This window comes from Lederbergia sp. B243.17, assembly GCF_057657925.1.
Window position 1 is genome coordinate 20,291 of the sequence record NZ_JBWBKF010000019.1, and the last position, 21,661, is coordinate 41,951.

Genomic DNA, 21,661 nt, shown 5'->3' on the forward strand with positions numbered 1-21,661 from the left:
GGGATTGAGAGGGGCGAAAAAGGGTGACACGTATGCAGGTCACGGGAGTTAAAGGCATTGGCGCATTGATCGCCAGTTTTGCCATGTATATGCTAAACACGATAAACGAGGCCATTGTGGTCCTCGTTTTTTTGATGTTTCTGGACGTCGCCAGTGGCCTGATGCGGTCGTTTTTAACTAAGTCATGGAATAGCACTGTTGGCATGGCAGGAGTGATTAAGAAGGTGGCTGTCCTCCTGTTGATTGGTATGGCTGGAGCTATCGAGTATATGGCCGTGGCTGCCGGGCAGAACACAAACGGATGGATCATCATTGGTGTGACTTCATTTTTTATCGTCAACGAAGGCATTTCCGTCTTGGAAAATTGCGCGCAAATGGGGCTGCCGATCCCGCCGATTTTGTACAATGCGCTGGAAAAGCTCCACAAGGATCCGGATGGTAAAGAGAAGAGATTGGAACGTCATCCGGAACTGGAGAAAATCGACAAAGTGAAGTTGCTGAAAGAAAACGAGATTTTGCAGCAAGAACTCATAAAGCGAAAGGATGATACAAATGAAGATTAATTGGCGTGTGAGATTACGCAATCCGCAGTTTATTATACAAGTCCTGATAGCGTTCGGGGTACCGATCCTGGCCTATTATGGTTTGTCTACAAAAGATGTCACTAACTGGGCGACATTCTTCGGACTGATCCGGGATGCTTTTGGAAATCCATTTGTTCTCGGTACAATCGCTGTGGCTCTATATAATGCTGTGACGGACCCGACGACGGCCGGAGTATCTGACAGCCAGCAGGCGCTTAGATATCAGGAGCCGAAGAAGGAGGCAAAGTAAATTGTCCTATCCAATCGAAAATCAAATTATATCCGGGCTGCCTGTTATATCTTTAACGGCAGCCCGTTATATTGTGGCGCATGAATCTGGAAATCCGAAAAATACTGGTCCGGATTCCTTAGAAAACGAAATCAACTTTATGAAAAACAACTATCGAAACGCATTCACTTCCCATTGGGTAGGCGGGGGCGGTCGTATCGTCCAGCTGGCGCCTGTTGGTCGTCTGCAATATGGCTGCGGCCCGAAAGGCAACCCTTATTCCTATGCTCAGGTCGAGCTGGCCCGGACGAGTGATCCCGAGACATTTAAAAAGGACTATGCAGCTTATATCTGGCTCTTGAGATACCTAGCTGACCAGGCTGGCATACCGAAAACGTTCGATGAGGGCAAGGCGGGGACGAAAGGAATCAAGTCACACGATTGGATCAGGAAAGAGCTTGGAGGCACTACACATACTGATCCGTTTGGTTATCTGGCTAGTTTCGGAATCACTCGAGCTCAATTTAAAAAAGACGTAGAGAATGGTATGCCGGTTTATTCGGCAGCTTCTATGAAGGAGGATGAGGAAGCGATGAAAGATGAAATTGCGAAACTACAGAAGCAAGTGGCCGCCTTAGAGAAAAAGTTGAGCAACAATGACGGTGTGAGCGAATGGGCTGCGGAAGATTGGGAAACAGCCAGCGAGAATGGTTATTTCGATCGAAGCAGGCCGCAGGCGTTTATGACGAGGCAAGAGGCGGCCATCGTGGTCAATCGGCTTCGGAATAATTTCAAAGCTTTAATTGAAGAGCCTGCAAGGGTGAAGGAATAAACAACAGGCCCAGTGCTCTGCTGGGCCACTTTATTTCTTTTCGCCTATCATATATATCTCATCTAATTTCAGTTTAAACTCTCTTCTTTTATGCTCCTCAACCTCATCTAGTAATCTGCTGTAAATACCTCGATATAGAAGGAGTATCTGTATTAAATCGTCTTTACTCATGGCATTAAGACGATGACGGGGAAGGTATACATGTTGTTGTAACCCATAAATTCCATCAGTGCTCTTTGACTAATCGTATGTTTGGATAATAAAGGATTAACGAATTCATCAATATGCTTCCATTCGTCGACCATTTCTTCGTTCCGTATCCTAGCAGCGATGTTGAATTTTAGTTTCTGACCTTGGTATATATCTTCCCAAACTTTCAAATCTCTCAATAAATTATCCTCCCTCATCTCTTTATTACCTCATTCGAGTGAATAGGTCTAATTTCCTCCTTTATTTACAAAATTGATAATAATTAGACAATAAAAGGTAAAAAGAGAGCTGTTTCATAAAAATAGGTGTTAATTAGTAAAAAGCCCGGCGGTTTGCCAGGGCTCTAATCAACTAAACTCAATCACCCTCTGCCGAGCTAAATAAAGTAGCAATAATTCCTCTGTCCTATTCCGCAGGCGGGGATTAAAATAATTGTGTTCTTCCTGATACCCTTTGTATACAAATATGTACATTGTGAATGCCTCATCTGATTTCAAGCGCTCCACTTTAATCTTATTTTGATACATATACCTCTTTGCATCCGCCAGATCCTTATGTACTATCCCCATTACGTCTTCGACTAATTTTAAGTATGGATCCTTAAACTTAAACGGACTCGCACTAAACACCTTTTTATCTCTTTCCAAAACAGTTAATACCATCGGCAAATATATTGCCTGTTCGATAATATCCCTATCCTGTGTTGGTATCCGAGTCATGCCGCCAGCCCCTATTTAATGTGATTGATTCCATTCTAATAAAAAAACCGGAAATTGACAAGAACGTTTGTTCGTGTAATAATCTTATTAATGACACAAACCGGTAGGAGCGTAAAAATGATTAAGGATATCAGCGATGAGATTTATACAGCTATTGAGTTTCATCAAAAGATAACTTTTATATGTTCTGATCCGGCAAGAACAGTGATTGGGCTTATTCATTACCTTAATGATGTAGACGAAAGTTTTCATGTAGTAAATGAAAATGATGGGTTTGAAAAAATACCCTTCAATATAATTATTTGCATGGAGGTATTATAGCAATGAATAAATTGACCAGAAGGCAAGAGGATATTTTATCCGCAATAAAAGGATATATAGAGGAAAATGGTTACTCCCCATCCTACAGGGACATTTCTGGCTTGGTTGGTATAAGCTCCGTGTCTACGGTATGTACACATTTGGATAAACTAAAGCGTAAGGGATATATTAACTTTGCACCCGGTCAACCTAGAACAATCTCGATAATTGCCTAAAATAACTATGATGTAACCAAAAGACCTGGCGGATTGCTGGGTCTTCTTTTTGGACAAGTGGACAAGCAGCTACTGCATACCTTCTATAAAGGGGGTATGCGAGATGCATGTCGAAATAATACCTGGAACTTCTACTGACAATATCAGGGCCAGTTGCTATGATTATCTGTACAAGAAGTATAAGGAGGAAATGGGAAATGAAGGCAGTATATGTCCGGGTATCCACGGAAGAGCAGGCCAAGAAGGGGTACAGCTTGGAGGACCAGCTCGCCCAATGCAGGGAGAAGGCGAAAACCAATGATGTGATGGAGTATATCGACGACGGCTTTTCGGGAGAGTTCCTGGACCGTCCGGCCCTTATGAAGCTTCGGGATGATATCAAAGAAGGTCTCATCGATGAAGTGATCTGTTACGATCCTGACCGGCTATCACGCAAACTAATGAACCAATTAATCGTTTCGGAGGAAATCGAAAAGAGAGCGATCCTCACATTTGTAAATCATGACTATCAAAAGTCGCCTGAAGGCATGCTCTTTTACCAGATGCGAGGAGCTATCGCCGAATATGAGAAAGCTAAAATCAATGAGCGAATGAGCACTGGGAGGAAGCGTAAAGCGTTGAGTGGAAAAATTGTCCGTGAGCCATCTATGTACGGCTATAAGTTGAATAAAGAAACAGGCCAGTTGGAAATAGTAGAAAAAGAGGCAGAGATCGTTAGATTAATATTCGATCTGTTTACAAGCCCTAATTCAAGAGTGCAGGGTATGAATGGCATTGCTCACTATTTGACTGATTCCAACATACCCACCAAAAAAGGTGGCAAAGTATGGCACAGGCAAGTTGTCCGCCAAATACTGCTTAACGAGGCCTACGTTGGCAGGTTTTATCACAACCGATGGAACACCGAGGGAATACTCGGAAATAAATATAAACCGAAAGAAGAACGGATCCCCATGAAGGAAAGGCCACGCGACGAATGGATTGAAATATCCGTTCCGCCAATCATAACCGAAGATGTATTCGCACATGCGCAAAAGTTGCTGGAAGAGTCAAGGAGGCGTTGGGCAAAAAAAGGATTAAATCAGTATCTGCTTAGTGGGCTCATGCGTTGTGGAGACTGTGGCAATACCATAACAGGTCGGAATTCGAAAAACTGGGGTAAGTATGAAATGGAATATACAGATATCAAAAATACTGCAGGCGCTAAAAGCCGAGGATGCGGGTTAAAAATAAAAGTCAAAGATGCAGATACTGAGGTTTGGGAGAAAGTTAGGGCGTGGCTTTATAATCCTGATGAAATAGCAGCCGCAAGTGAAAAACAAGATGATCGGCCAAATTACGAAGAAATAGAACTAACGAGGCTGGAATCAGAAATACAATCTGCTCAGAATGGTCGGAAGCGGTTATTGGCGCTATTGGCCGAGGATCTGGATATTTCCGATGATGAGATTAGGCAATCGTTGCGGGAAATGAAGGAAAAAGAAGAGGCAGCTAAGAAACGGATGGCCGAACTTCTATATAATAAGAAAGAACAAGAAACTTCCGCTTACAGTATGCAACTGTTTCAAGAGGCTTCTGAGTTTTATTTAAAAAAAGGTGAAGCGGATTTAACGTTTGAAGATAAACAACATTTGATCCGTCAGGTCGTACGTGAAATCATCGTTTATAAGGACAGAATGGAAATCCATACTTTCTAGCACCTCTATAGACATTAGAATAGAAATTTTGATGCATCTCCGTGCCTTGAAGAAGACGAAAAAGGATGTGTCCCTTCATGATCCGATCGGGCAAGACAAGGAAGGGAATGAGATTTCTCTGATTGATGTGCTGCAGTCCGAGGCCGAGGATGTTTTTGATACAATCCAGCTGAACATGGAGCTGGAAAGGGTAAAAGAGTACATCGATGTTCTTGATGAAAGGGAAAGGGAAGTTATCGTCGGCCGCTTTGGTCTCAATCTTGAAAAGGAAAGGACGCAGAGGGAAATCGCCGAAGAACTCGGAATTTCAAGAAGCTATGTATCAAGGATCGAAAAGCGGGCGTTGATGAAGATGTTCCATGAATTTTACCGGGCGGAAAAAGAAAAATTGAAACGGGCAAGCGAGGAAACATAGGGCCGGCCAACCGGTCCTGTTTTTTTTACCGGCACAAGGGCTCGTGATAGACTAAAGGAAAGTAGTGGGAAGGTGGAAGGGCATGAGAGTAATCATCGCACCAGATTCTTTTAAAGGAAGTTTGTCCTCGCTTGAAGCGGCCGAGTCAATGGCAGGCGGAGTAAAGGAAGCAGCAGCTGAAGCTGAATCTGTGATTCTTCCTGCCGCTGACGGAGGGGAGGGGACGATGGAAGCGCTTGTCCGGGCGACAGGCGGCCGCTTTGTCCGTGCCCGTGCGAAAGATCCTCTCGGCCGTGAAAAGGAAGCGCGATATGGCATCCTCGGCGACGGGACAACCTGTGTAATTGAAATGGCTGAGGCTTCCGGTCTCACTCTTTTGCGTGAAGAGGAGCGGAATCCGCTCGCTGCCTCAAGTTTTGGGACAGGTATGCTGATCCATGCTGCGCTTGAAGAGGGGTTCCGGAAATTCATCATCGGGCTGGGCGGAAGTGCAACGGTAGATGGAGGAGCAGGCATCATCCAGGCGCTTGGGGGGAAATTACTGGACGGAGCGGGCGAGGAGCTGGCGCATGGCGGTGGTGCACTTGGCAGGCTTGCTGATATCGATCTGGATCATTTTGATCAGCGAATCAAGGAGTCTGCATTTCTCATCGCGTCCGATGTTACCAACCCATTGGCAGGATTGGACGGGGCTGCTTTCGTTTTTGGCCCACAAAAAGGGGCCAGCATAGAGGATGTTCAGTGCCTGGACCGGAATTTAGCCCTCTTTGCAGAAAAAATCGAACAAAAGACCGGAATCCTGCTTTCGAATTTGCAAGGCGCCGGGGCTGCGGGCGGTGCGGGAGCGGCCTTTCTTTCGCTCTTCCCTTCTAGGCTGCAGCCGGGTGTACAGGTAGTGCTGGAGGCATCAAATTTTGATTTCTATCTTCAACAAGCTGATCTGGTTCTCACCGGGGAAGGGAAATCTGACCGGCAGACACTATTCGGCAAGGCGCCATACGGAATCTCACAGGCGGCGCAAGCTGCAGGGGTGCCCGTTATCCTGATTTCAGGGAGTGTTGAGGATAACGACCGTTCGGTGTTGGATAATGTATTCCGGGGCGTCCATGCCCTTACAGATGAAGGTATTACTGCTAACGAGGCATTTCGGCATGCATCAAGGCGGCTGAAAGAAAAAACGGCTGCTGTCGTCCGCGAGTGGATGCAAAAGTAAAAAAAAGCGGGTGTCCGTCCTGGATTGGAGGCACCCGCTAGTTTTTACACCTTTTTTAACGTGAATGTACTGATCATCAACAAGGATAGAATTAAGATAAAGAATACATATACGAATGATGGCAAGTATGGTGTGGCAAGAAAGCTCAATGTGAGCAAGCAGCCTGCTGCAGTGATTGGCAAGCCAGTGAAGTATCCGTTGCTCTCCGATACATTGAACCGGGCAAGGCGGAAAGCGCCGCAGCCGATAAAAAATATCGTGAAGAAAATTCCGGGAAAACCAAACAGATGAAGAATTCCCTGATATAATAGGAGAGCTGGAGCGACTCCGAAGGAAATAATATCACTCATGGAATCCAGCTGTTTTCCCAAATCGGACTCAATCTTAAGTTTGCGTGCAGCCATTCCGTCAAAACGGTCAGCTAGTGCCGCGATGAAAATCAGCAGAACGCTCAGATGGTATTGTCCGTTCAAGCCATAAATGATTGCAAAGCCGCCGAGCCCAAGGTTGGCAAGGGTCAGCATATTGGCTGTCTGGGACTTGAACCTTCTGATCGTACCGTAAAGGACGTGTGAAAAGAACATTGTTTTCACCCCCTTTTAAATTGTGAAGCATGATGTATACATCCGATAATACTTTATTATACTCCTTTTTTCTGCCGGCGTTAAGAAATTTTTGGATGGGGGCAAAAGGTTTGAGGGAAAAACTATATCGCTCGCTGATTGAGCTGACCAATGGGAGGCTTACATCACGAGCGCTGCAGAAATTTGCGATGTCGCCGGCGAGCAGGCCTGTTATTCGATTATATGCCAGAGCTTACGGGATACAACTGGAGGAAATGAAAGGCGACATAAGCGATTATAAGAACTTGCATCAATTTTTTACGAGAAAGTTAAAAGATGATGCCAGGCCGCTGGACCAAACAAGCGATTCAGTCATCAGTCCGGTGGACGGCTGGGCAGATTCCGGAGCCATTTCGGCAGGGATGAGGATGGTTGTCAAAGGGAAGGAATATTCGCTGGAAGAGATGCTTGGCAGCAGGAGCATGGCAGAAAAATATGAGGGCGGGACATATGTGCTTCTTTACCTGAGCCCAGCCCATTATCACCGGATCCACAGCCCGCTTGATGCAGACGTCATCCACTCATACAGCCTCGGGCGCAAATCGTATCCGGTAAATTCTGCCGGTTTGCGATATGGAAAAGATGTATTGGCGAAAAACTTTCGTACGGTGACGGAATTGCGTCACGGCAATACATCATTCGTTATGGTGAAGGTCGGGGCGATGTTCATCAATTCTGTCATGGTTACAAATCAGAATGCCCGCTGGCAGAAGGGCGAAGAGGCAGCCTTCTTTTCCTTCGGTTCGACGGTCATCCTTTTGTTTGAAAGATCCGCTTTCAGGCTGAGCGAGGAATTGGATCTGCCGGCAGATGTTCGAATGGGGCAAAAAATTGGATCGATCGCCGATTGATTCTATTGGAATCAGGCGCCGCTCATGGCGCTTTTTCATATTTTTCAGGAGCTGAGCCTTGATTTGCATAGCAGGGACCGTCTCTCCAGCTCCCTTTCGATGAGAACGATAAATTCATTGCTGAGATCCAATTCTTTCGCTTTATAATATGATTCGATCAATAATTCATCCGAAAGGTTTTTCACTTTGTCACCTCCGCAATTCACTGTTTCGGCTGAGTTATGTATAAAAACTGAAAAGTTAATCAACGTTTATCGTATACCCACACTTTAGCAGAATAAACCGTATGGAACAAGCGTTCTTTTATCCACATGTGATAGTGGATAAGTTGTGTTTAACCTGTGAATAGCCCTCTGTATATGCATCATTAAGAGATGTATACTGTTTATAAGGTTATCCACAATTGCGGAAAATGAAAAGAATGTCGAAAACTTTTCGTTCTTTCCTAAAAAATGGTGCTTTCCTTTTTGAAAGCCGGGCCAGGATTCGCTAAGATGAGAATAGCAAAATGAAAATGATTTACACGATGAGGTGCAGATGATTGTTAAAGAACTTTTTGCCGAATGAATATGTTAAGAGTGTCTACCACATCTCTCCGCAGGAACTGAAAAAACGCGGGATCAAAGGGATTATAACGGACTTGGACAATACACTCGTTGAATGGGACAGGCCGAATGCAACGCCTAAGCTGATCGAGTGGCTGGAAGAAATGAAGAAAGAGGATTTAAAAGTGACCATTGTCTCAAATAATAATGAGAACAGGGTGAAGTTCTTTTCGGATCCGCTCAACATTCCGTTCATCCATAAAGCGAGAAAGCCGCTTGGCAAGGCATTCCGGCAGGCGGTCGGGACGATGGGGATTGAACGGGAAGAGGCCGTAATCATCGGCGACCAGCTGATGACGGATATACTGGGCGGTAATCGTGCGGGATTTTATACGATCCTCGTTGTCCCTGTCGCACAGTCGGACGGGTTCTTTACCCGGTTTAACCGGATGGTGGAGAGGCGGATTATGGCCTCGTTCAAGAAAAAAGGGCTGCTTGGCTGGGAGGATGAAAAATGAACGAAGAGCAATTGAAGTGTATTGGCTGCGGAGCAGTCATTCAGACGGAAAACCCGGATTTGGCGGGGTATACCCCTCTTTCTTCTTTGCAGAAAGAGGAAGTGATCTGCCAAAGATGCTATCGCCTCAAACATTATAATGAAGTGCAGGATGTGCCGCTTACCGATCAGGATTTCATTAATATTTTAAATGGGATTGGAAAGACGGATAGCCTGATTGTGAAAATCGTCGATATTTTCGATTTCAATGGCAGCTGGCTGCCGGGATTGCCGCGGTTTGTCGGCAACAATGATATTCTGCTGATTGGCAACAAGGCGGATCTTCTGCCGAAATCGACCAAGCCGAACAAGCTGATCCGCTGGATGAAGAGTGAAGCGAAAGAGCTTGGGCTCCAGCCGGTCGATGTGCTTCTCGTCAGTGCGGCCAAAGGCAAGAGCATGGAAGAGGCGCTAGAGAAAATCGAATACTACCGCAAAGGCAAAGACGTCTATGTTGTCGGCTGTACGAATGTCGGCAAGTCGACGTTTATCAATAAAATCATCAAGCTGGCGGCTGGAGGCGAGGATGTGATTACGACCTCGCATTTCCCGGGAACAACGCTGGATATGATTGAAATTCCACTCGATGACGGCAAGCGCCTGATCGATACGCCGGGGATTATCAACCATCATCAGATGGCCCACTTTATCGGTAAATCAGATTTGAAGGTGATCACCCCGAAAAAGGAAATTAAACCGAGGGTGTTCCAATTGAACGAAGAACAGACCTTGTTCTTTGGCGGGCTTGCCAGGCTCGATTATTTGAAGGGCGGCAGGCGGTCATTTGTCTGCTACCTGTCGAATGCGCTGGACATTCATCGCACGAAGCTTGAGAAGGCGGATGAACTGTACAAAAATCATGCGGGCGAACTTCTCCAGCCGCCCGGCAAGGATGAGCTTGAAGGGTTCCCTGAGCTTGTCAGGCAGGAGTTCTCGATTAAGCATGAAAAGACGGATATTGTCTTTTCCGGGCTTGGCTGGGTGACAGTGAACGAACCGGGCGCCGTCATTGCCGCCTATGTGCCAAAAGGGGTAAATGTCCAGCTGCGCAAGTCATTGATCTGATCGGATGAGGGGGAGGAAAACGTGAACAAATTATATGGAGTGATCGGCAATCCCATTGCCCATTCCCTTTCGCCGCTCATGCATAACCTAGAGTTTCGGCAATTGGGAATTGATGCTTTCTACCAGCCGTTTCGGATAAAAGAAGAAGAGCTTGAAACGGCTGTCAGGGGAATGAAAGCGATCGGCGTAGAAGGGTTCAACGTAACGGTACCCCATAAAACTGCCATCATCCCGTTTCTTGATGAAGTCGACCCGCTTGCAAAGGAGATCGGCGCCGTCAATACCGTTGTCCGCAAGAACGGCAGGTTTGTCGGGTACAATACAGATGGAGACGGGTTCGTTGAAGCGCTGCTTGAAGAATGGAATGGCGACATTTCGACCGCAAACACGCTGATTATCGGAGCGGGCGGGGCAGCGAAGGCCATTTATTATACATTGCAGGCGAGAGGGATGAAAAAAGTCGATCTCGCCAACCGGACAGTCGAAAAGGCGCAGCAGTTGATTAAGGCAAGTCCATTCGAGGGGGAATCGAAAGCACTGTCTCTCGCTGAAGCGGAAAACAAGCTGCAGCAATATGAGCTGATCATTCAAACGACGGCAATCGGAATGACGCCCGATGAGGACAAGAGCCCCATATCGGTGAGCAATTTGCAGGCATCAACGTTCGTGTCCGATATCATTTATAATCCATTTAAAACGAAGCTTCTATTGGAAGCAGAGCAAAAAGGAGCCGCCGTCCAAAACGGTCTCGGGATGTTTATTTATCAAGGAGCCTTGGCTTTTGAAAAATGGACCGGCCGCAAGCCGGACATCGCCAGAATGAAGAAAACGGTGACGCAACATTTAGGAGGACAATAATGCTTACAGGTAAACAGAAACGATTTTTACGTGCAAAAGGACACCATCTTGACCCGATTTTCCAAGTTGGAAAAGGCGGAGTGAATGAAAATATGACAAAGCAGATCAGTGAAGCGTTGGAAGCGAGAGAATTGCTGAAGGTCGCTGTGCTGCAAAACTGTGAGGTTGACCGGGACGAAGTGAGCGAGGAGCTCGTTCGCGGAACAGGGGCGGAGCTCGTCCAGGTGATCGGCCGCACGATCCTCTTATACAAAGAGTCAAGTGAAAAGAAAACGATAGAACTTCCGCAGTAAGGAGGCGTCCGCCATGGGGAAACGGATCGGTATACTCGGCGGTACATTTGATCCGCCGCATTATGGCCATTTGATCATTGCCAACGAAGTGCTGCATCAATATCGCCTTGATGAGGTCAGGTTCATGCCCAATCATGAACCGCCCCATAAAGTGAGGAAATCAGGGACGACTGATGACGACCGGAAGAAGATGATCGAGCTGTCCATCTCCGGCAATCCTCAATTTTCGCTCGAAACGATAGAATTTGAGCGTTCGGGACTATCCTATACAGTGGATACGATCCGGATCCTGCGCAAACAATGGCCTGATGATGAACTGTACTTCATTATCGGGGGTGATATGGTGGAATACTTGCCCAACTGGCATCAAATCGATGAACTCTTGAAGCTCGTAACCTTCGTCGGTGTCTCGCGACCGGGTTATCAGACGGAAAGTCCGTACCCGATCAAATACGGGGAAGTCCCTCAAATTGATATATCCTCGACTGTGATCAGAGACCGGGCAGCGGAGGGAAGGCCAATCAAGTATCTTCTTCCCGATGAAGTCATCGACTATATAAAGGAGCATCGTCTATATGGATCGTGAGAAGGCTATTGAATTGGTGAATAAGAGGCTGACCGGACCGCGTTTTGAGCATACGCTCAGAGTGGCAGATACGGCTGTACAGCTTGCGGAACGATTTCACGGTGACAAGGAAAAGGCTGAGATTGCGGCGCTTTTTCATGATTACGCGAAAAAGATGCCGGTTGAGGAGCTGAAGGAAATCCTTGTCCGATATCAATTGGATCCGCTCCTCCTCTCCTATCATTCTGAACTGTGGCATGGACCGGCGGCTTCTGTATTGGTCAAGGAAGAAGCAGGCATCGATGACGAGGAGATCCGCAGCGCGATTTTTTATCATACGACCGGAAGAGCAAGGATGACCCAGCTCGAGAAAATCGTTTATTTGGCCGATTATATTGAGCCGGGACGCGATTTTCCGGGAGTGGACGACGTACGCAAGCTTGCAGAGCACGACCTTGACGGGGCGATGCTGCAGGCGCTTGTGAATACGATTCGCCACTTGGCGGACAAGCACGCGGCGATTTTTCCAGATACATTCGAGGCGTATAACAGCCTCATCAACCATTAAAGGAGGAAGCAGCATTTGAATACAAGAGAATTGTTAAGTGTGGCAGTGAAAGCTGCCGATGACAAACGGGCAGAGGACATTGTCGTTCTAAATATGCAGGGGATCTCATTGATTGCCGACTATTTCCTGATCTGCCACGGAAATTCAGAAAAGCAGGTTCAGGCCATCGCCAGGGAAATGAAGGACACGGCGGAAAAGGCCGGAGCCGAAGTAAAAAGGATGGAAGGCTTCGACGAAGGGCGCTGGATCCTGATCGATATGGGAGACATCGTCGGACATGTATTCCACCGCGAGGAGCGCAGTTATTATAATCTCGAACGCCTTTGGGGAGATGCACCTCTTGAGAATATCGAAGAGGAACTTGCCCCGTGAGCTATGAACGGCTCGCAGATGTGTATGATTATTTGATGTCTGAAGTGCCCTATGATCAGTGGATGAAGCTGGTCGAGGAGCAACCCGAGCTCTCTAAGAGGCAGGGAAAGAAAATATTGGATCTCGCCTGTGGAACGGGGGCGATTTCCATCCGCCTGGCAAAAGAAGGCTATGATGTAACTGGCGTTGATCTGTCCGAGGATATGCTGAGAGTGGCAATGGACAGGGCTGAAGATGCCGGAGTAAAGATCCCCTTCTTTCTCCAGGATATGAGTGAGCTTGAAGGACTTGGCCAATTTGATGCCGTTGTTATTTTTTGCGATTCGCTGAATTATCTGGGGAGTCCGGAAGCGGTACAAAGTACGTTTCAGCGTGTATTTGATCACCTGGTCCCTGGAGGCATCCTCTTATTTGACGTCCATTCGCCATATCAGATGAAAAACGTCTTTCAAAACGAAACGTTCACGCTGAACGAAGAGGAAATTGCTTATATCTGGAACAGCTATCCCGGTGAATACCGCCTGTCGGTTGAACATGATCTGTCCTTTTTCGTGCTGGATGAAGGGACAGGCCTTTATGAGCGGTTTGATGAACTGCACAAGCAGCGGACCTATCCGGTTGCAGATTATGAGGAATGGCTCGGGAAAGCGGGATTTGAAGTCTTGTCCGTCACTGCCGATTTTACCGAAGAGGCGCCAAATGAAGTGTCACAGAGGATTTTCTTTAAAGTGCTGAAGCCTCAGTAAACCGGAAACAAGCCAAACAGGGAGAACATGTCTCCCGTTTGGCTTTTTTAATGGAATAAGCAGGAGTTAGCGGAATGATGTCGAATGATAGTTATAAAGGGCTGTTCTCTTTCAACAAACGAACTTCATCGGCAAATTTTTGGTGGGTGGCAGAGAAAAGCTCTTCGAACATGTCTCCTACATGCGCCTCCAGTACGTCAATGCCAACTCCGGTAATTCCGCCTTTTACCGTCACCTTTTTTTCCAGCGCAGGCAAAGTGTAAATTTCCTTTTTCAGCAATTCCCCCAGCCCAATCAGCATTTTTTCCGTCAGATGAGTCGCAGTGCCCCTGTCAATCCCTGTTTTCGCCACAGCTCCATCAATGAACCGCCTCGCAAGGTAACTGAAAAAAGCAGGACCGCAGCTGACAATATCCGATGCCACCCTTGTCACATTGTCTTCAATGATAACCGGGACAGACAAGCTGCTGAACAAGGTGTGAAGTTTTAGCTGCCAATCCTCTTCACAGTGCTCCCCGTACGTAAATAGTGAAATCCCGGAAAGCGCCCTGTTGGTAATGCTTGGGATGATCCTCGCGCATGAACTGTCTATGATGTCTTCCATTTGAGTTGCGTTGAGCGGGCTGGTAATGGAGACGATGCACTGCTCTGGCCGGAACAAGGTGCGATTGGCGACAAGCAGCTGCAGAATCTCCATCGGCTTCGTACAAAGAAAAACGAGTTCGGCCGTTCCGATTACTTCTTCGACCGAGTCGGCCACGAGGATGCCGGGCAGGCGTTTTTGCAATGCGAGCGCTTTTTCCTTCGTCCGGTTAACCACAATCAACTCACTTGGTTCCGCGGCTTTCCCTTCTAAAAATGCTTCAGAGAGAATAGTTCCCATATTTCCGGTTCCAATGATGCCGATTTTCATGCAATTCCCCCCTCCGCTCTCTATTCCTAATTAATGTATGACGGTTAAAAAGAAATATGATGATGATTTGGAGTGAGAAAATGAAGATCCTTTTTGAAAAATATAAAGCGCTATTCCTTGGCGGAGTGGCACTTTGCATTGGGATTTTTCTGTTTATCAGCGAGCCGAAGAATGAAACGGTATCCGGAGTAACAGGCGGCCCGTCCATTCCTCCTGCAGTCAAGTCGGATGAGGGGCAAGCAGAGGGGGAAGTGAAGGAGACATTCGCTGCTGCCCGAATCTATATCGATGTCAAGGGTGCGGTTGTGCAGCCGGGAATGTACAGCATGAAAGAGGGAGATCGCATTTTTGATGCAATAGGAGCAGCGGGCGGCCTTACAGAACATGCCGACGAGAAGCGTGTTAATTTTGCACAGAAGCTCTTTGACGAGATGGTCGTATTTATACCGGCAGAGGGGGAGGAAACCGAAGAGCTCAACCTTCCAGCCCCGCAGCCTTCTTCGGGGCCGGAAACTGGGGAAGGAAAGGTCGACATCAACGAAGCGGATGCCGTCCAACTCGAGACGCTGCCTGGCATCGGGCCAGCGAAAGCAAAAGCGATTATCGATTACCGGGAGAAAAACGGATCGTTCAAACAGATAGAGGATATTCAAAATGTGAGCGGAATCGGCGCCAAGTCATTTGAGAAGCTGCAAGATTCGATCATGGTGCGATAGTAGGACCTGATTTGACGGCGGGCGGAAATTCCCGCTACACTGTTTATAGAAGATACGAAATAGAAAAGAGGAGAAAAATGGCTAGGATTTCTTGGAATCAATATTTTATGGCACAAAGCCATTTGCTGTCATTCCGCAGCACTTGCGAACGGCTGACGGTAGGGGCAACGATTGTGCGGGACAAACGTATTATTGCAGGAGGCTATAACGGTTCGATTGCCGGAGGCGTCCATTGCACGGATGAAGGCTGCTACGTCGTGGACGGGCACTGCATCCGTACCATCCATGCGGAAATGAACTCCATCATCCAATGCGCGAAATTTGGGGTGCCAACGGAGGGATCGGAAATCTATGTGACCCATTTTCCATGCCTCCAATGCTGCAAGGCGATCATCCAGGCGGGTATCAAGGCTGTTTACTACGCCGAAGATTATAAAAATCATCCATATGCTCTGCAATTGTTTGAGCAGGCAGGCGTAAAGTTGGAGCAGGTGCCTGTCGATCCGGCAATTTTCGGAGCGTTGGCCAAAGCATGAGCTCTTTGGCATCTGCAGGAAGAGGGGCACCGCCTTGAAAGGAAAGTGGGTTTATATTGCAGGAGCAGTTCTGGCAGGCACAATGCTCGCCCTTGGCTATAGGCTCCTCGCTGTGCCCATCTTGCTCTTTGCCATGCTCCGCATACCGTTCGACAAAAGAATTGCCATCCCGGTCGCTTCCGCGGCATTGATTGCTTTGATAAATGCAGGGCATAAAGAAAAAATGCTTGTGAGCGAGTTCGCTGAAGGACCGGCTGATCTGCAGCTAACCTTCGTTGATACGCCGCGGATCGATGGCAATATACTGAGAACGGAAGCTTTCGCGGGAAGAGAGAGGCTCGTTGTTTCCTATCGGATTCCGAGCCGGGAAGAAAAGAGCAGGATTGCGGAAGGAATTGCTGCCGGAACGGTCTGCAAGGTGGAGGGGAAAATGGAACACCCCGGAGGCAGGCGAAATGAACATGCTTTTGACTATCGGGAATTTCTCCGCGGCCGAAATATCCACTGGATACTGCAGGCGGACTCCATCCGGCTTGATACTTGCAGCAGGGAGTCGGTTTCAATCGTATACACGCTCCGGAATGTCCGCGCACTCGCTTTGGAAAGGGTAAAATCAACCTTTCCCGAACGGCTTCTTCCATATGCCAATGCTCTTTTATTTGGAGACAGGGACGCATTCGGCGAAGAGGAGATCGATGCCTACCAGCGGCTGGGAATTGTTCATCTGCTTGCGATCTCCGGTCTTCATGTCGGCTTGATCGCCGGCGGGCTCCATTTTCTTCTAATCCGTGCGGGCCTCACCCGGGAAGCGGTCTTTTGGCTTATGCTCGCTGCACTTCCGGCTTACGCCGTGCTTAGCGGCGGAAATCCTCCTGTCATTCGGGCTGCCGGCATGTCACTCCTTCTTCTTGCCGCCAGCAAATGGCGATTTCCTCTCACGACACTTGATGCTCTTTCCGTCTCCTTCATCACTTTTACCCTTTATCATCCATATATATTGCTTCATGCCGGCTTCCAGCTGTCGTACGCAGTCAGCTTCGGCATCGTAGTATCCGCAGGTCGAATCCTTCATAATCAATCCTCCCTGAAATCCTTGACGATCCTGTCCGTCGTTTCGCTGCTCTCCTCATTCCCAATCTTATCCTGGCATTTCTATGAGTTTTCCTTGCTTAGTGCTGCCGCCAATATCCTTTATATCCCTTTTTATTCCTTTGTCGTTCTGCCGGGGATCATCGGCTTATTTTTCATCCAGTGGGTTCATCCTTCGTTGTTTTTGTTTTTCGCCAGCGGGCTGGAAAGGCTGGTCGTTGGCTCGGAAAAGATCGCCCTCTGGTTCGGAAAGCTGCCCTTCGCTGTCCTGTTGACAGGCAAACCTGCGCCTCTCATGTTGTTTTTCATGACGCTCTCTGTCATTGTCTGCTTTCTTTTCTATGAGAAAGGGAAGGGCCTCTTTGTTTCTGCAATCCCGCTGTTGTTCCTTCTTCTCTTGCAACTTCTGTCCATCCACTATTCCCCTAAAGGTGAGGTCGTGTTTATTGATGTCGGCCAAGGAGACAGTACCCTTATTAAGCTGCCGTACAACCGGGGGATTTATTTGATCGACACAGGCGGGAGGATCGAGTTTCCAATGGAAGACTGGGAAAGGCGGGAGAAGACGTTTGGCGTCGGCAAAAATGTCGTGCTTCCGCTGCTGAAAAGCAAAGGGATCAACCGGATTGACAAACTGCTCCTGACACACAGCGATGCCGACCATATCGGTGCTGCGAACGAACTGCTCGGCATAGTAAAAATTCGGGAGATGTATATCAGCCCGAACTCAGGGGAAAAGCCAATTATGGAAAATCTGCTGCAGGAAGCCGAGAATCACCGGATCCCCGTCCGTGAAATAAAAGCGGGCAGCGGCTGGGCGAATCGATCAGGGACGTTTCAAATTCTTTATCCTTTTTCCGATCAATACAAGGGAAATGACAGTTCGCTTGTGTTGTGGGCGGAGTTCGGGGGCCAGAGCTGGTTGTTTACCGGCGATGTGGAAGAGGCTGGTGAGGCGGATCTCGTGAAAATGTATGGGGATCTCAAGGCAGATGTATTGAAGGCAGGGCATCATGGAAGCCGGACCTCCTCGACCGAACCGTTTTTGCAAGCGGTCAGGCCACAAACAGTTGTCATTTCAGCGGGGATGAACAACCGTTACGGGCATCCCCATTCTGAAGCGCTGGGGAATTTGCAGAGGGAGGCGGATGCCGTGTACAGGACAGATAGGCAGGGCGCAATTCATTACCGTTTCCGTGGCAAAAGCGGAACCTTTATGAGCATCCTCCCATAGGATGAAGAAAAGGAAAAAGCGCATAAAAAAAAGAAGAAGCTTGTATATGACAAACTTCTTCCTTCGGCTGAAATGCACCTTATCTTCCGAGCAGTTCGATGACCGTTCCGATTACGAACATTGCGGCAAAGAAGAGGAAAGAAACGCCGAAGCCAACTCCTGAATCGATCGCATCGTTACGTTTGGACTGCACATTCTGTTCAAACTCATTCATGACTACCCCTCCTATTTCCACTTTAGTATAGATGAATACGACAAAAAAATCCACTGTTCGTTTGCCACTGTTGACAAGACTTGACACCCATACTTTAAACATGATAGGGCCACACTACGATTAAGACAGCAAGGAGGCCTTGCAAGCACCGCATCAGATCGAGTATCCTAGGCCTGGATCTGATGTGTTCAATATAGATCAGGAGCGGCTGCGGCAAGTCCGCTGTCTGCTCCTATTCCTCTTGCCAAATTCCATATCTTTTCATACGATATACATATGAGAATCCCCGAGAGAAGGATCAAATGAAATGAATATATGGAAGAATATAGAACGGAAACAATTTTCAAGTCTCTATCTATTATATGGAACGGAAAGCTTTATTATCAACGAGACAAAACAGAAATTAGTGGCAAATGTGTTAACAGACGAGGAAGCGGAATTCAACTTGGCTGTATATGATATGGAGGAGACTCCGATAGAAACAGCTATCGAGGATGCGGAGACCTTGCCGTTTTTAGGAGACCGAAAGCTCATTTTCATTGCCAATCCGATGTTCCTGACTGCAGAGAAGTCAAAAGAGAAAGTGGAGCATAGCCTTGCGCGGCTCGAATCTTTTCTGGAAGATCCGCCCCCTTATTCGATTGTCGTTTTTACAGGTCCATATGAAAAGCTGGACGAGCGTAAAAAGCTGACGAAACTGCTGAAGAAAAAAGCTGAAATTATCGAAGCGAAGAAGCCGGCCGAAGGAGAACTGAAAGGCTGGCTGCGGGAACAAGCAGCGGAACATGACGTGGCGATCAGCGATGAAGCGGTTGAAAGGCTGCTTGCCATTGCCGGGACGGATCAAGCTAATTTGGCAATGGAGATCCGCAAGCTGGCGCTTTATGCTCAAGACACGAAGGAGATCGATGCAGAGACTGTCGAAAACCTCACCTCGAAGTCACTTGAGCAAAATGTATTCTCCCTGATCGACAAGGTGGTCGGACGGAGAATGGACGAGGCACTGCGCATGTATTACGACTTGTTGAAGCTGAACGAGGAGCCGATCAAAATCCTTGCACTCGTTTCAGGCCAATTCCGGCTTATTTACCAGGTGAAATCATTGCTGAAACGGGGGTACGGGCAAAAGCAGATTGCGGGAGTGCTGAAAGTGCATCCGTACCGGGTCAAGCTTGCAGCCGGCCAGGCGCAGTCTTTTTCCGAGGAGGCGCTCTGCCGTATCATCGATATGCTTTCTGAGGTTGATCTTCAATTGAAGACAAGCGCGCTGGAGAAGAAATTACCGCTTGAACTATTTTTGATGAGGTTGCATTCACTGGAAGTATAAATAAGGAAACTGAATGAAAGTCAAAAAGACAAACAAAAAAACGTTCCGTATAATACGGACGCTTTTTGTTTGTCTTTTTTACGTATATTCAGCACGTTTTAAGGGGTGAAGGCCTTCAACCCTTCATAGCTTAGCCCAATTTGCGGGAAAGGCGTGCTTTTTGACGATTTGCTGTGTTCTTATGGATAAGACCTTTAGTTGCAGCTTTATCCAATTGCTTAACAGCATCTTTGAATAGTTCGTTTTTGTTATCGGCATTTTGCTCAACAGCTGTTTCGAACTTCTTGACTGCTGTTCTCATAGCAGATTTTGCAGCAGTGTTTTGCGCGTTTTTCGCTTCGTTGATTTTCACACGTTTGATAGCGGATTTAATGTTTGGCATTGCATTCACCTCCTGACAAGTATCGAGGTTCTATTGCTCTCGACGATCCCTAATTAACAGTAAGAACAAGAGATATTTTATCAAACGAAAGGACGGATTGCAATAGAATTCATTTTAAAATGTCAGTTTGAATGAAAGAAGGGGGAGAAGGCAATCCTATGGCTATGTTTATTGCCATTGAGGAGGGTCCAAAATGGAAGAGATGAAACACTATCAGATTCGAACCGATCTCGCAGCCGAGGCATTTGAAATGGCTGCTGCTCAAGTTCTTGAAAGGGAAAAAACAGTCAGGCCGGAAATCGAAGGCGTGACGATGAGCAAACGATCCATTGGAGAGCTGAACATTTCCCAGACGGTGATTACACCGGAAGGAGCCGAAAAAATCGGCAAGAAGGCAGGCCGCTATCTCACACTGGAAGTACAAGGGATCCGCTCACAAAATACCGACCTTCAGCAGAGTGTGCAGGAAATATTCGCAAGGGAATTCAGCGCTTTCCTTGAACAAATCGGCATAGGGAAAAATGCCCGCTGCCTCGTCGTCGGTCTCGGCAACTGGAATGTGACACCCGATTCACTTGGTCCGAGGGTATGTGAAAATCTGATTATCACGAGGCATTTATTCGAATTGGAGGATCATCAAGTAGAAGAGGGTTACAGATCCGTAAGTGCGCTGTCTCCTGGTGTTATGGGGCTGACAGGTATCGAAACGAGTGACATCATTTTCGGTGTTGCGGAAAAATCAAAGCCCGACTTCATTATTGCAATCGATGCTCTCGCCTCCAGATCATTGGAAAGAGTGAATTCAACGATCCAGATCTCGGATACCGGCATACACCCGGGTTCAGGAGTAGGTAACAAACGGAAAGAACTGAGCAAAGACACACTGGGCGTTCCGGTCATCTCAATCGGGGTTCCGACGGTAGTCGATGCGGTGTCCATTACCAGTGATACAATCGACTTTTTGTTAAAGCATTTCGGACGGGAGATGGGAGAGTCAGGCCGGCCGTCTCGAGCACTTGCCCCGGCAGGGATGACCTTTGGTGAAAAGCGGGTGCTGACGGATGAAGACATGCCGCAGGAAGAGGAACGGAAAGCGTTCATGGGCATTGTCGGCACGCTGGAAGAAGCCGATAAAAGAAGCCTGATCCGCGAGGTGCTCGCCCCGCTCGGCCATAACTTGATGGTGACCCCGAAAGAAGTGGACGTATTTATCGAAGACATGGCCCATTTGATCGCATCCGGCTTGAATGCTGCCCTTCATTCCGCGGTTAACCAGGGAAACACTGGCTATAAAACGCACTGACGGTCTATCAATCGAAAGAAAGACATATCTTGTTAATAGATAAGAGAGGTGATGGGAATGAGGTTTTTCCTTAAACTGGTGCTACTTGTTTCTGTGCTGTTTGCCGGCATCGGAATCGGCATGCAAAAAGCAAATCAAGGCATGGTCAGCATGAAAGGATATGAGGAAACTTCCTTTCCATCGCCGCTCCATATAAAAGAAACGGAAGGCGGCAAGACGGAGGCCGCTGTGCTTGGAAAAGGAATAGAGATCGATCATCTTAAGGAGAAAAAGGAAAAATTGGAGAGTCTGGAGACATTCAATTTCTTTTCGCAGCTTGGAAAGACACTTGCAGCGGGAGTCTCCTCCTTCACGGAGAAAGTCTTCTCTTCTTTGCTCTCACTTCTGAAAGAGTAGCGCGCATCCTGCCCGGGATGCGCTTTTCATTGCCCATTCCCATGCGGGCTGATATAATTTAACCTAGCTTGCAT

29 protein-coding genes and 1 pseudogene are annotated in these 21,661 nt (G+C 47.4%); 23 read left to right on the top strand and 7 right to left on the bottom strand.

All coding sequences use genetic code 11. From position 1 onward, the window contains the following. The first annotated feature begins 32 nt into the window (after window positions 1-32). The 3 genes from AC0TWI_RS01635 to AC0TWI_RS01645 are packed head-to-tail and all read left to right on the top strand — an operon-like array spanning window position 33 to window position 1,645. Window positions 33-563 carry a phage holin family protein gene (locus AC0TWI_RS01635; RefSeq protein WP_488124692.1) on the top strand — a complete coding sequence of 177 codons (531 nt, stop codon included), beginning with the start codon at window positions 33-35 and terminating at the stop codon, window positions 561-563. Beyond that, window positions 553-834 (top strand): phage holin, encoded by a 282-nt coding sequence (locus AC0TWI_RS01640; RefSeq protein ID WP_488124589.1) that lies wholly within the window; start codon window positions 553-555, stop codon window positions 832-834. The genes AC0TWI_RS01635 and AC0TWI_RS01640 overlap by 11 nt, the downstream gene beginning before the upstream one ends. A 1-nt stretch (window position 835) precedes the next feature. Then, window positions 836-1,645, top strand: a complete 810-nt coding sequence (locus AC0TWI_RS01645; RefSeq protein WP_488124590.1) for an N-acetylmuramoyl-L-alanine amidase — start codon at window positions 836-838, stop codon at window positions 1,643-1,645. A 167-nt stretch (window positions 1,646-1,812) separates the two neighbouring features. On the opposite strand, the gene AC0TWI_RS01650 is transcribed toward AC0TWI_RS01645, so the two are convergent. Together AC0TWI_RS01650 and AC0TWI_RS01655 are read right to left on the bottom strand one after the other, a co-directional pair. Beyond that, window positions 1,813-2,034 carry a hypothetical protein gene (locus AC0TWI_RS01650; protein ID WP_488124591.1) on the bottom strand — a complete coding sequence of 74 codons (222 nt, stop codon included), beginning with the start codon at window positions 2,032-2,034 and terminating at the stop codon, window positions 1,813-1,815. A gap of 168 nt (window positions 2,035-2,202) precedes the next feature. Beyond that, window positions 2,203-2,574: a YhjD family protein gene (locus AC0TWI_RS01655; protein WP_488124592.1), complete on the bottom strand. Its 372-nt coding sequence runs from the start codon at window positions 2,572-2,574 to the stop codon at window positions 2,203-2,205. A gap of 117 nt (window positions 2,575-2,691) precedes the next feature. Between AC0TWI_RS01655 and AC0TWI_RS01660 the strand changes: the two genes are divergently transcribed. From AC0TWI_RS01660 to AC0TWI_RS01680, 5 genes and pseudogenes are all read left to right on the top strand, one after another. Continuing rightward, window positions 2,692-2,895, top strand: a complete 204-nt coding sequence (locus AC0TWI_RS01660) for a YolD-like family protein (RefSeq protein WP_488124593.1) — start codon at window positions 2,692-2,694, stop codon at window positions 2,893-2,895. 2 nt (window positions 2,896-2,897) lie between these two features. After that, window positions 2,898-3,110 (top strand): LexA family protein, encoded by a 213-nt coding sequence (locus tag AC0TWI_RS01665; protein WP_488124594.1) that lies wholly within the window; start codon window positions 2,898-2,900, stop codon window positions 3,108-3,110. Window positions 3,111-3,307: 197 nt separating this feature from the next. Beyond that, complete coding sequence (locus AC0TWI_RS01670; protein WP_488124595.1) at window positions 3,308-4,807, top strand: recombinase family protein; 1,500 nt, start codon at window positions 3,308-3,310, stop codon at window positions 4,805-4,807. 13 nt (window positions 4,808-4,820) lie between these two features. Then, a pseudogene (locus AC0TWI_RS01675) lies at window positions 4,821-5,222 on the top strand (sigma-70 family RNA polymerase sigma factor); the annotation flags it as partial. Window positions 5,223-5,304: 82 nt separating this feature from the next. Further along, on the top strand, window positions 5,305-6,435 hold the full coding sequence (locus tag AC0TWI_RS01680; RefSeq protein WP_488124596.1) for a glycerate kinase: 1,131 nt from the start codon (window positions 5,305-5,307) through the stop codon (window positions 6,433-6,435). A gap of 44 nt (window positions 6,436-6,479) precedes the next feature. On the opposite strand, the gene pssA is transcribed toward AC0TWI_RS01680, so the two are convergent. Beyond that, window positions 6,480-7,019: a CDP-diacylglycerol--serine O-phosphatidyltransferase gene (gene pssA / locus AC0TWI_RS01685; RefSeq protein ID WP_488124597.1), complete on the bottom strand. Its 540-nt coding sequence runs from the start codon at window positions 7,017-7,019 to the stop codon at window positions 6,480-6,482. 110 nt (window positions 7,020-7,129) lie between these two features. Here pssA and AC0TWI_RS01690 point away from each other — a divergent pair, with 110 nt between their 5' ends. After that, window positions 7,130-7,909, top strand: a complete 780-nt coding sequence (locus AC0TWI_RS01690; RefSeq protein ID WP_488124598.1) for a phosphatidylserine decarboxylase — start codon at window positions 7,130-7,132, stop codon at window positions 7,907-7,909. Window positions 7,910-7,953: 44 nt separating this feature from the next. On the opposite strand, the gene sda is transcribed toward AC0TWI_RS01690, so the two are convergent. Further along, entirely contained in the window at window positions 7,954-8,094 is a 141-nt protein-coding gene (sda, locus tag AC0TWI_RS01695; RefSeq protein ID WP_488124599.1) for a sporulation histidine kinase inhibitor Sda, read from the bottom strand. Between the two features lie 356 nt (window positions 8,095-8,450). On the opposite strand from sda, the gene AC0TWI_RS01700 reads away from it, so the two are divergent. From AC0TWI_RS01700 to AC0TWI_RS01735, 8 genes are read left to right on the top strand one after another with little or no spacing between them, the layout of a single operon-like run. Beyond that, entirely contained in the window at window positions 8,451-8,972 is a 522-nt protein-coding gene (locus tag AC0TWI_RS01700; RefSeq protein ID WP_488124600.1) for a YqeG family HAD IIIA-type phosphatase, read from the top strand. Beyond that, window positions 8,969-10,075: a ribosome biogenesis GTPase YqeH gene (gene yqeH / locus AC0TWI_RS01705; protein ID WP_488124601.1), complete on the top strand. Its 1,107-nt coding sequence runs from the start codon at window positions 8,969-8,971 to the stop codon at window positions 10,073-10,075. Before AC0TWI_RS01700 ends, yqeH begins: the two co-directional genes overlap by 4 nt. A gap of 21 nt (window positions 10,076-10,096) precedes the next feature. Then, window positions 10,097-10,933: a shikimate dehydrogenase gene (gene aroE, locus AC0TWI_RS01710; protein ID WP_488124602.1), complete on the top strand. Its 837-nt coding sequence runs from the start codon at window positions 10,097-10,099 to the stop codon at window positions 10,931-10,933. Further along, on the top strand, window positions 10,933-11,226 hold the full coding sequence (gene yhbY, locus AC0TWI_RS01715; RefSeq protein WP_488124603.1) for a ribosome assembly RNA-binding protein YhbY: 294 nt from the start codon (window positions 10,933-10,935) through the stop codon (window positions 11,224-11,226). Before aroE ends, yhbY begins: the two co-directional genes overlap by 1 nt. A 13-nt stretch (window positions 11,227-11,239) precedes the next feature. After that, window positions 11,240-11,812 carry a nicotinate-nucleotide adenylyltransferase gene (locus AC0TWI_RS01720; RefSeq protein WP_488124604.1) on the top strand — a complete coding sequence of 191 codons (573 nt, stop codon included), beginning with the start codon at window positions 11,240-11,242 and terminating at the stop codon, window positions 11,810-11,812. Continuing rightward, window positions 11,802-12,359 (top strand): bis(5'-nucleosyl)-tetraphosphatase (symmetrical) YqeK, encoded by a 558-nt coding sequence (gene yqeK / locus AC0TWI_RS01725; protein ID WP_488124605.1) that lies wholly within the window; start codon window positions 11,802-11,804, stop codon window positions 12,357-12,359. The genes AC0TWI_RS01720 and yqeK overlap by 11 nt, the downstream gene beginning before the upstream one ends. Window positions 12,360-12,374: 15 nt before the next feature. Beyond that, the gene (rsfS, locus tag AC0TWI_RS01730) at window positions 12,375-12,731 is read left to right on the top strand and encodes a ribosome silencing factor (protein WP_488124606.1); all 357 of its coding nucleotides are present in this window, start codon (window positions 12,375-12,377) and stop codon (window positions 12,729-12,731) included. Then, window positions 12,728-13,477, top strand: coding sequence for a class I SAM-dependent DNA methyltransferase (locus AC0TWI_RS01735; protein ID WP_488124607.1), 750 nt, complete (start codon window positions 12,728-12,730; stop codon window positions 13,475-13,477). Before rsfS ends, AC0TWI_RS01735 begins: the two co-directional genes overlap by 4 nt. 91 nt (window positions 13,478-13,568) lie before the next feature. Here AC0TWI_RS01735 and comER read toward each other — a convergent pair whose 3' ends face one another. Continuing rightward, the gene (gene comER, locus AC0TWI_RS01740; RefSeq protein WP_488124608.1) at window positions 13,569-14,390 is read right to left on the bottom strand and encodes a late competence protein ComER; all 822 of its coding nucleotides are present in this window, start codon (window positions 14,388-14,390) and stop codon (window positions 13,569-13,571) included. A gap of 80 nt (window positions 14,391-14,470) precedes the next feature. Here comER and AC0TWI_RS01745 point away from each other — a divergent pair, with 80 nt between their 5' ends. From AC0TWI_RS01745 to AC0TWI_RS01755, 3 genes are all read left to right on the top strand, one after another. After that, window positions 14,471-15,106 (top strand): helix-hairpin-helix domain-containing protein, encoded by a 636-nt coding sequence (locus AC0TWI_RS01745; RefSeq protein WP_488124609.1) that lies wholly within the window; start codon window positions 14,471-14,473, stop codon window positions 15,104-15,106. Between the two features lie 77 nt (window positions 15,107-15,183). Beyond that, window positions 15,184-15,642, top strand: coding sequence for a ComE operon protein 2 (locus AC0TWI_RS01750; RefSeq protein WP_488124610.1), 459 nt, complete (start codon window positions 15,184-15,186; stop codon window positions 15,640-15,642). 34 nt (window positions 15,643-15,676) lie between these two features. Continuing rightward, window positions 15,677-17,965 (top strand): DNA internalization-related competence protein ComEC/Rec2, encoded by a 2,289-nt coding sequence (locus AC0TWI_RS01755; RefSeq protein ID WP_488124611.1) that lies wholly within the window; start codon window positions 15,677-15,679, stop codon window positions 17,963-17,965. A 79-nt stretch (window positions 17,966-18,044) separates the two neighbouring features. Here the strand turns inward: AC0TWI_RS01755 and AC0TWI_RS01760 are convergent, their stop codons facing one another. Next, window positions 18,045-18,179, bottom strand: coding sequence for a YqzM family protein (locus AC0TWI_RS01760; protein ID WP_488124612.1), 135 nt, complete (start codon window positions 18,177-18,179; stop codon window positions 18,045-18,047). Between the two features lie 307 nt (window positions 18,180-18,486). Between AC0TWI_RS01760 and holA the strand changes: the two genes are divergently transcribed. Beyond that, window positions 18,487-19,506: a DNA polymerase III subunit delta gene (gene holA, locus AC0TWI_RS01765; protein ID WP_488124613.1), complete on the top strand. Its 1,020-nt coding sequence runs from the start codon at window positions 18,487-18,489 to the stop codon at window positions 19,504-19,506. 130 nt (window positions 19,507-19,636) lie between these two features. Here holA and rpsT read toward each other — a convergent pair whose 3' ends face one another. Beyond that, on the bottom strand, window positions 19,637-19,888 hold the full coding sequence (gene rpsT / locus AC0TWI_RS01770; RefSeq protein ID WP_488124614.1) for a 30S ribosomal protein S20: 252 nt from the start codon (window positions 19,886-19,888) through the stop codon (window positions 19,637-19,639). A 193-nt stretch (window positions 19,889-20,081) separates the two neighbouring features. Here rpsT and gpr point away from each other — a divergent pair, with 193 nt between their 5' ends. Continuing rightward, window positions 20,082-21,191, top strand: coding sequence for a GPR endopeptidase (gpr, locus tag AC0TWI_RS01775; RefSeq protein ID WP_488124615.1), 1,110 nt, complete (start codon window positions 20,082-20,084; stop codon window positions 21,189-21,191). A 57-nt stretch (window positions 21,192-21,248) separates the two neighbouring features. After that, a complete protein-coding gene (locus AC0TWI_RS01780) occupies window positions 21,249-21,587 on the top strand; it encodes a DUF3679 domain-containing protein (RefSeq protein ID WP_488124616.1) in 339 nt (112 codons plus the stop codon). Window positions 21,588-21,661: the final 74 nt, after the last annotated feature.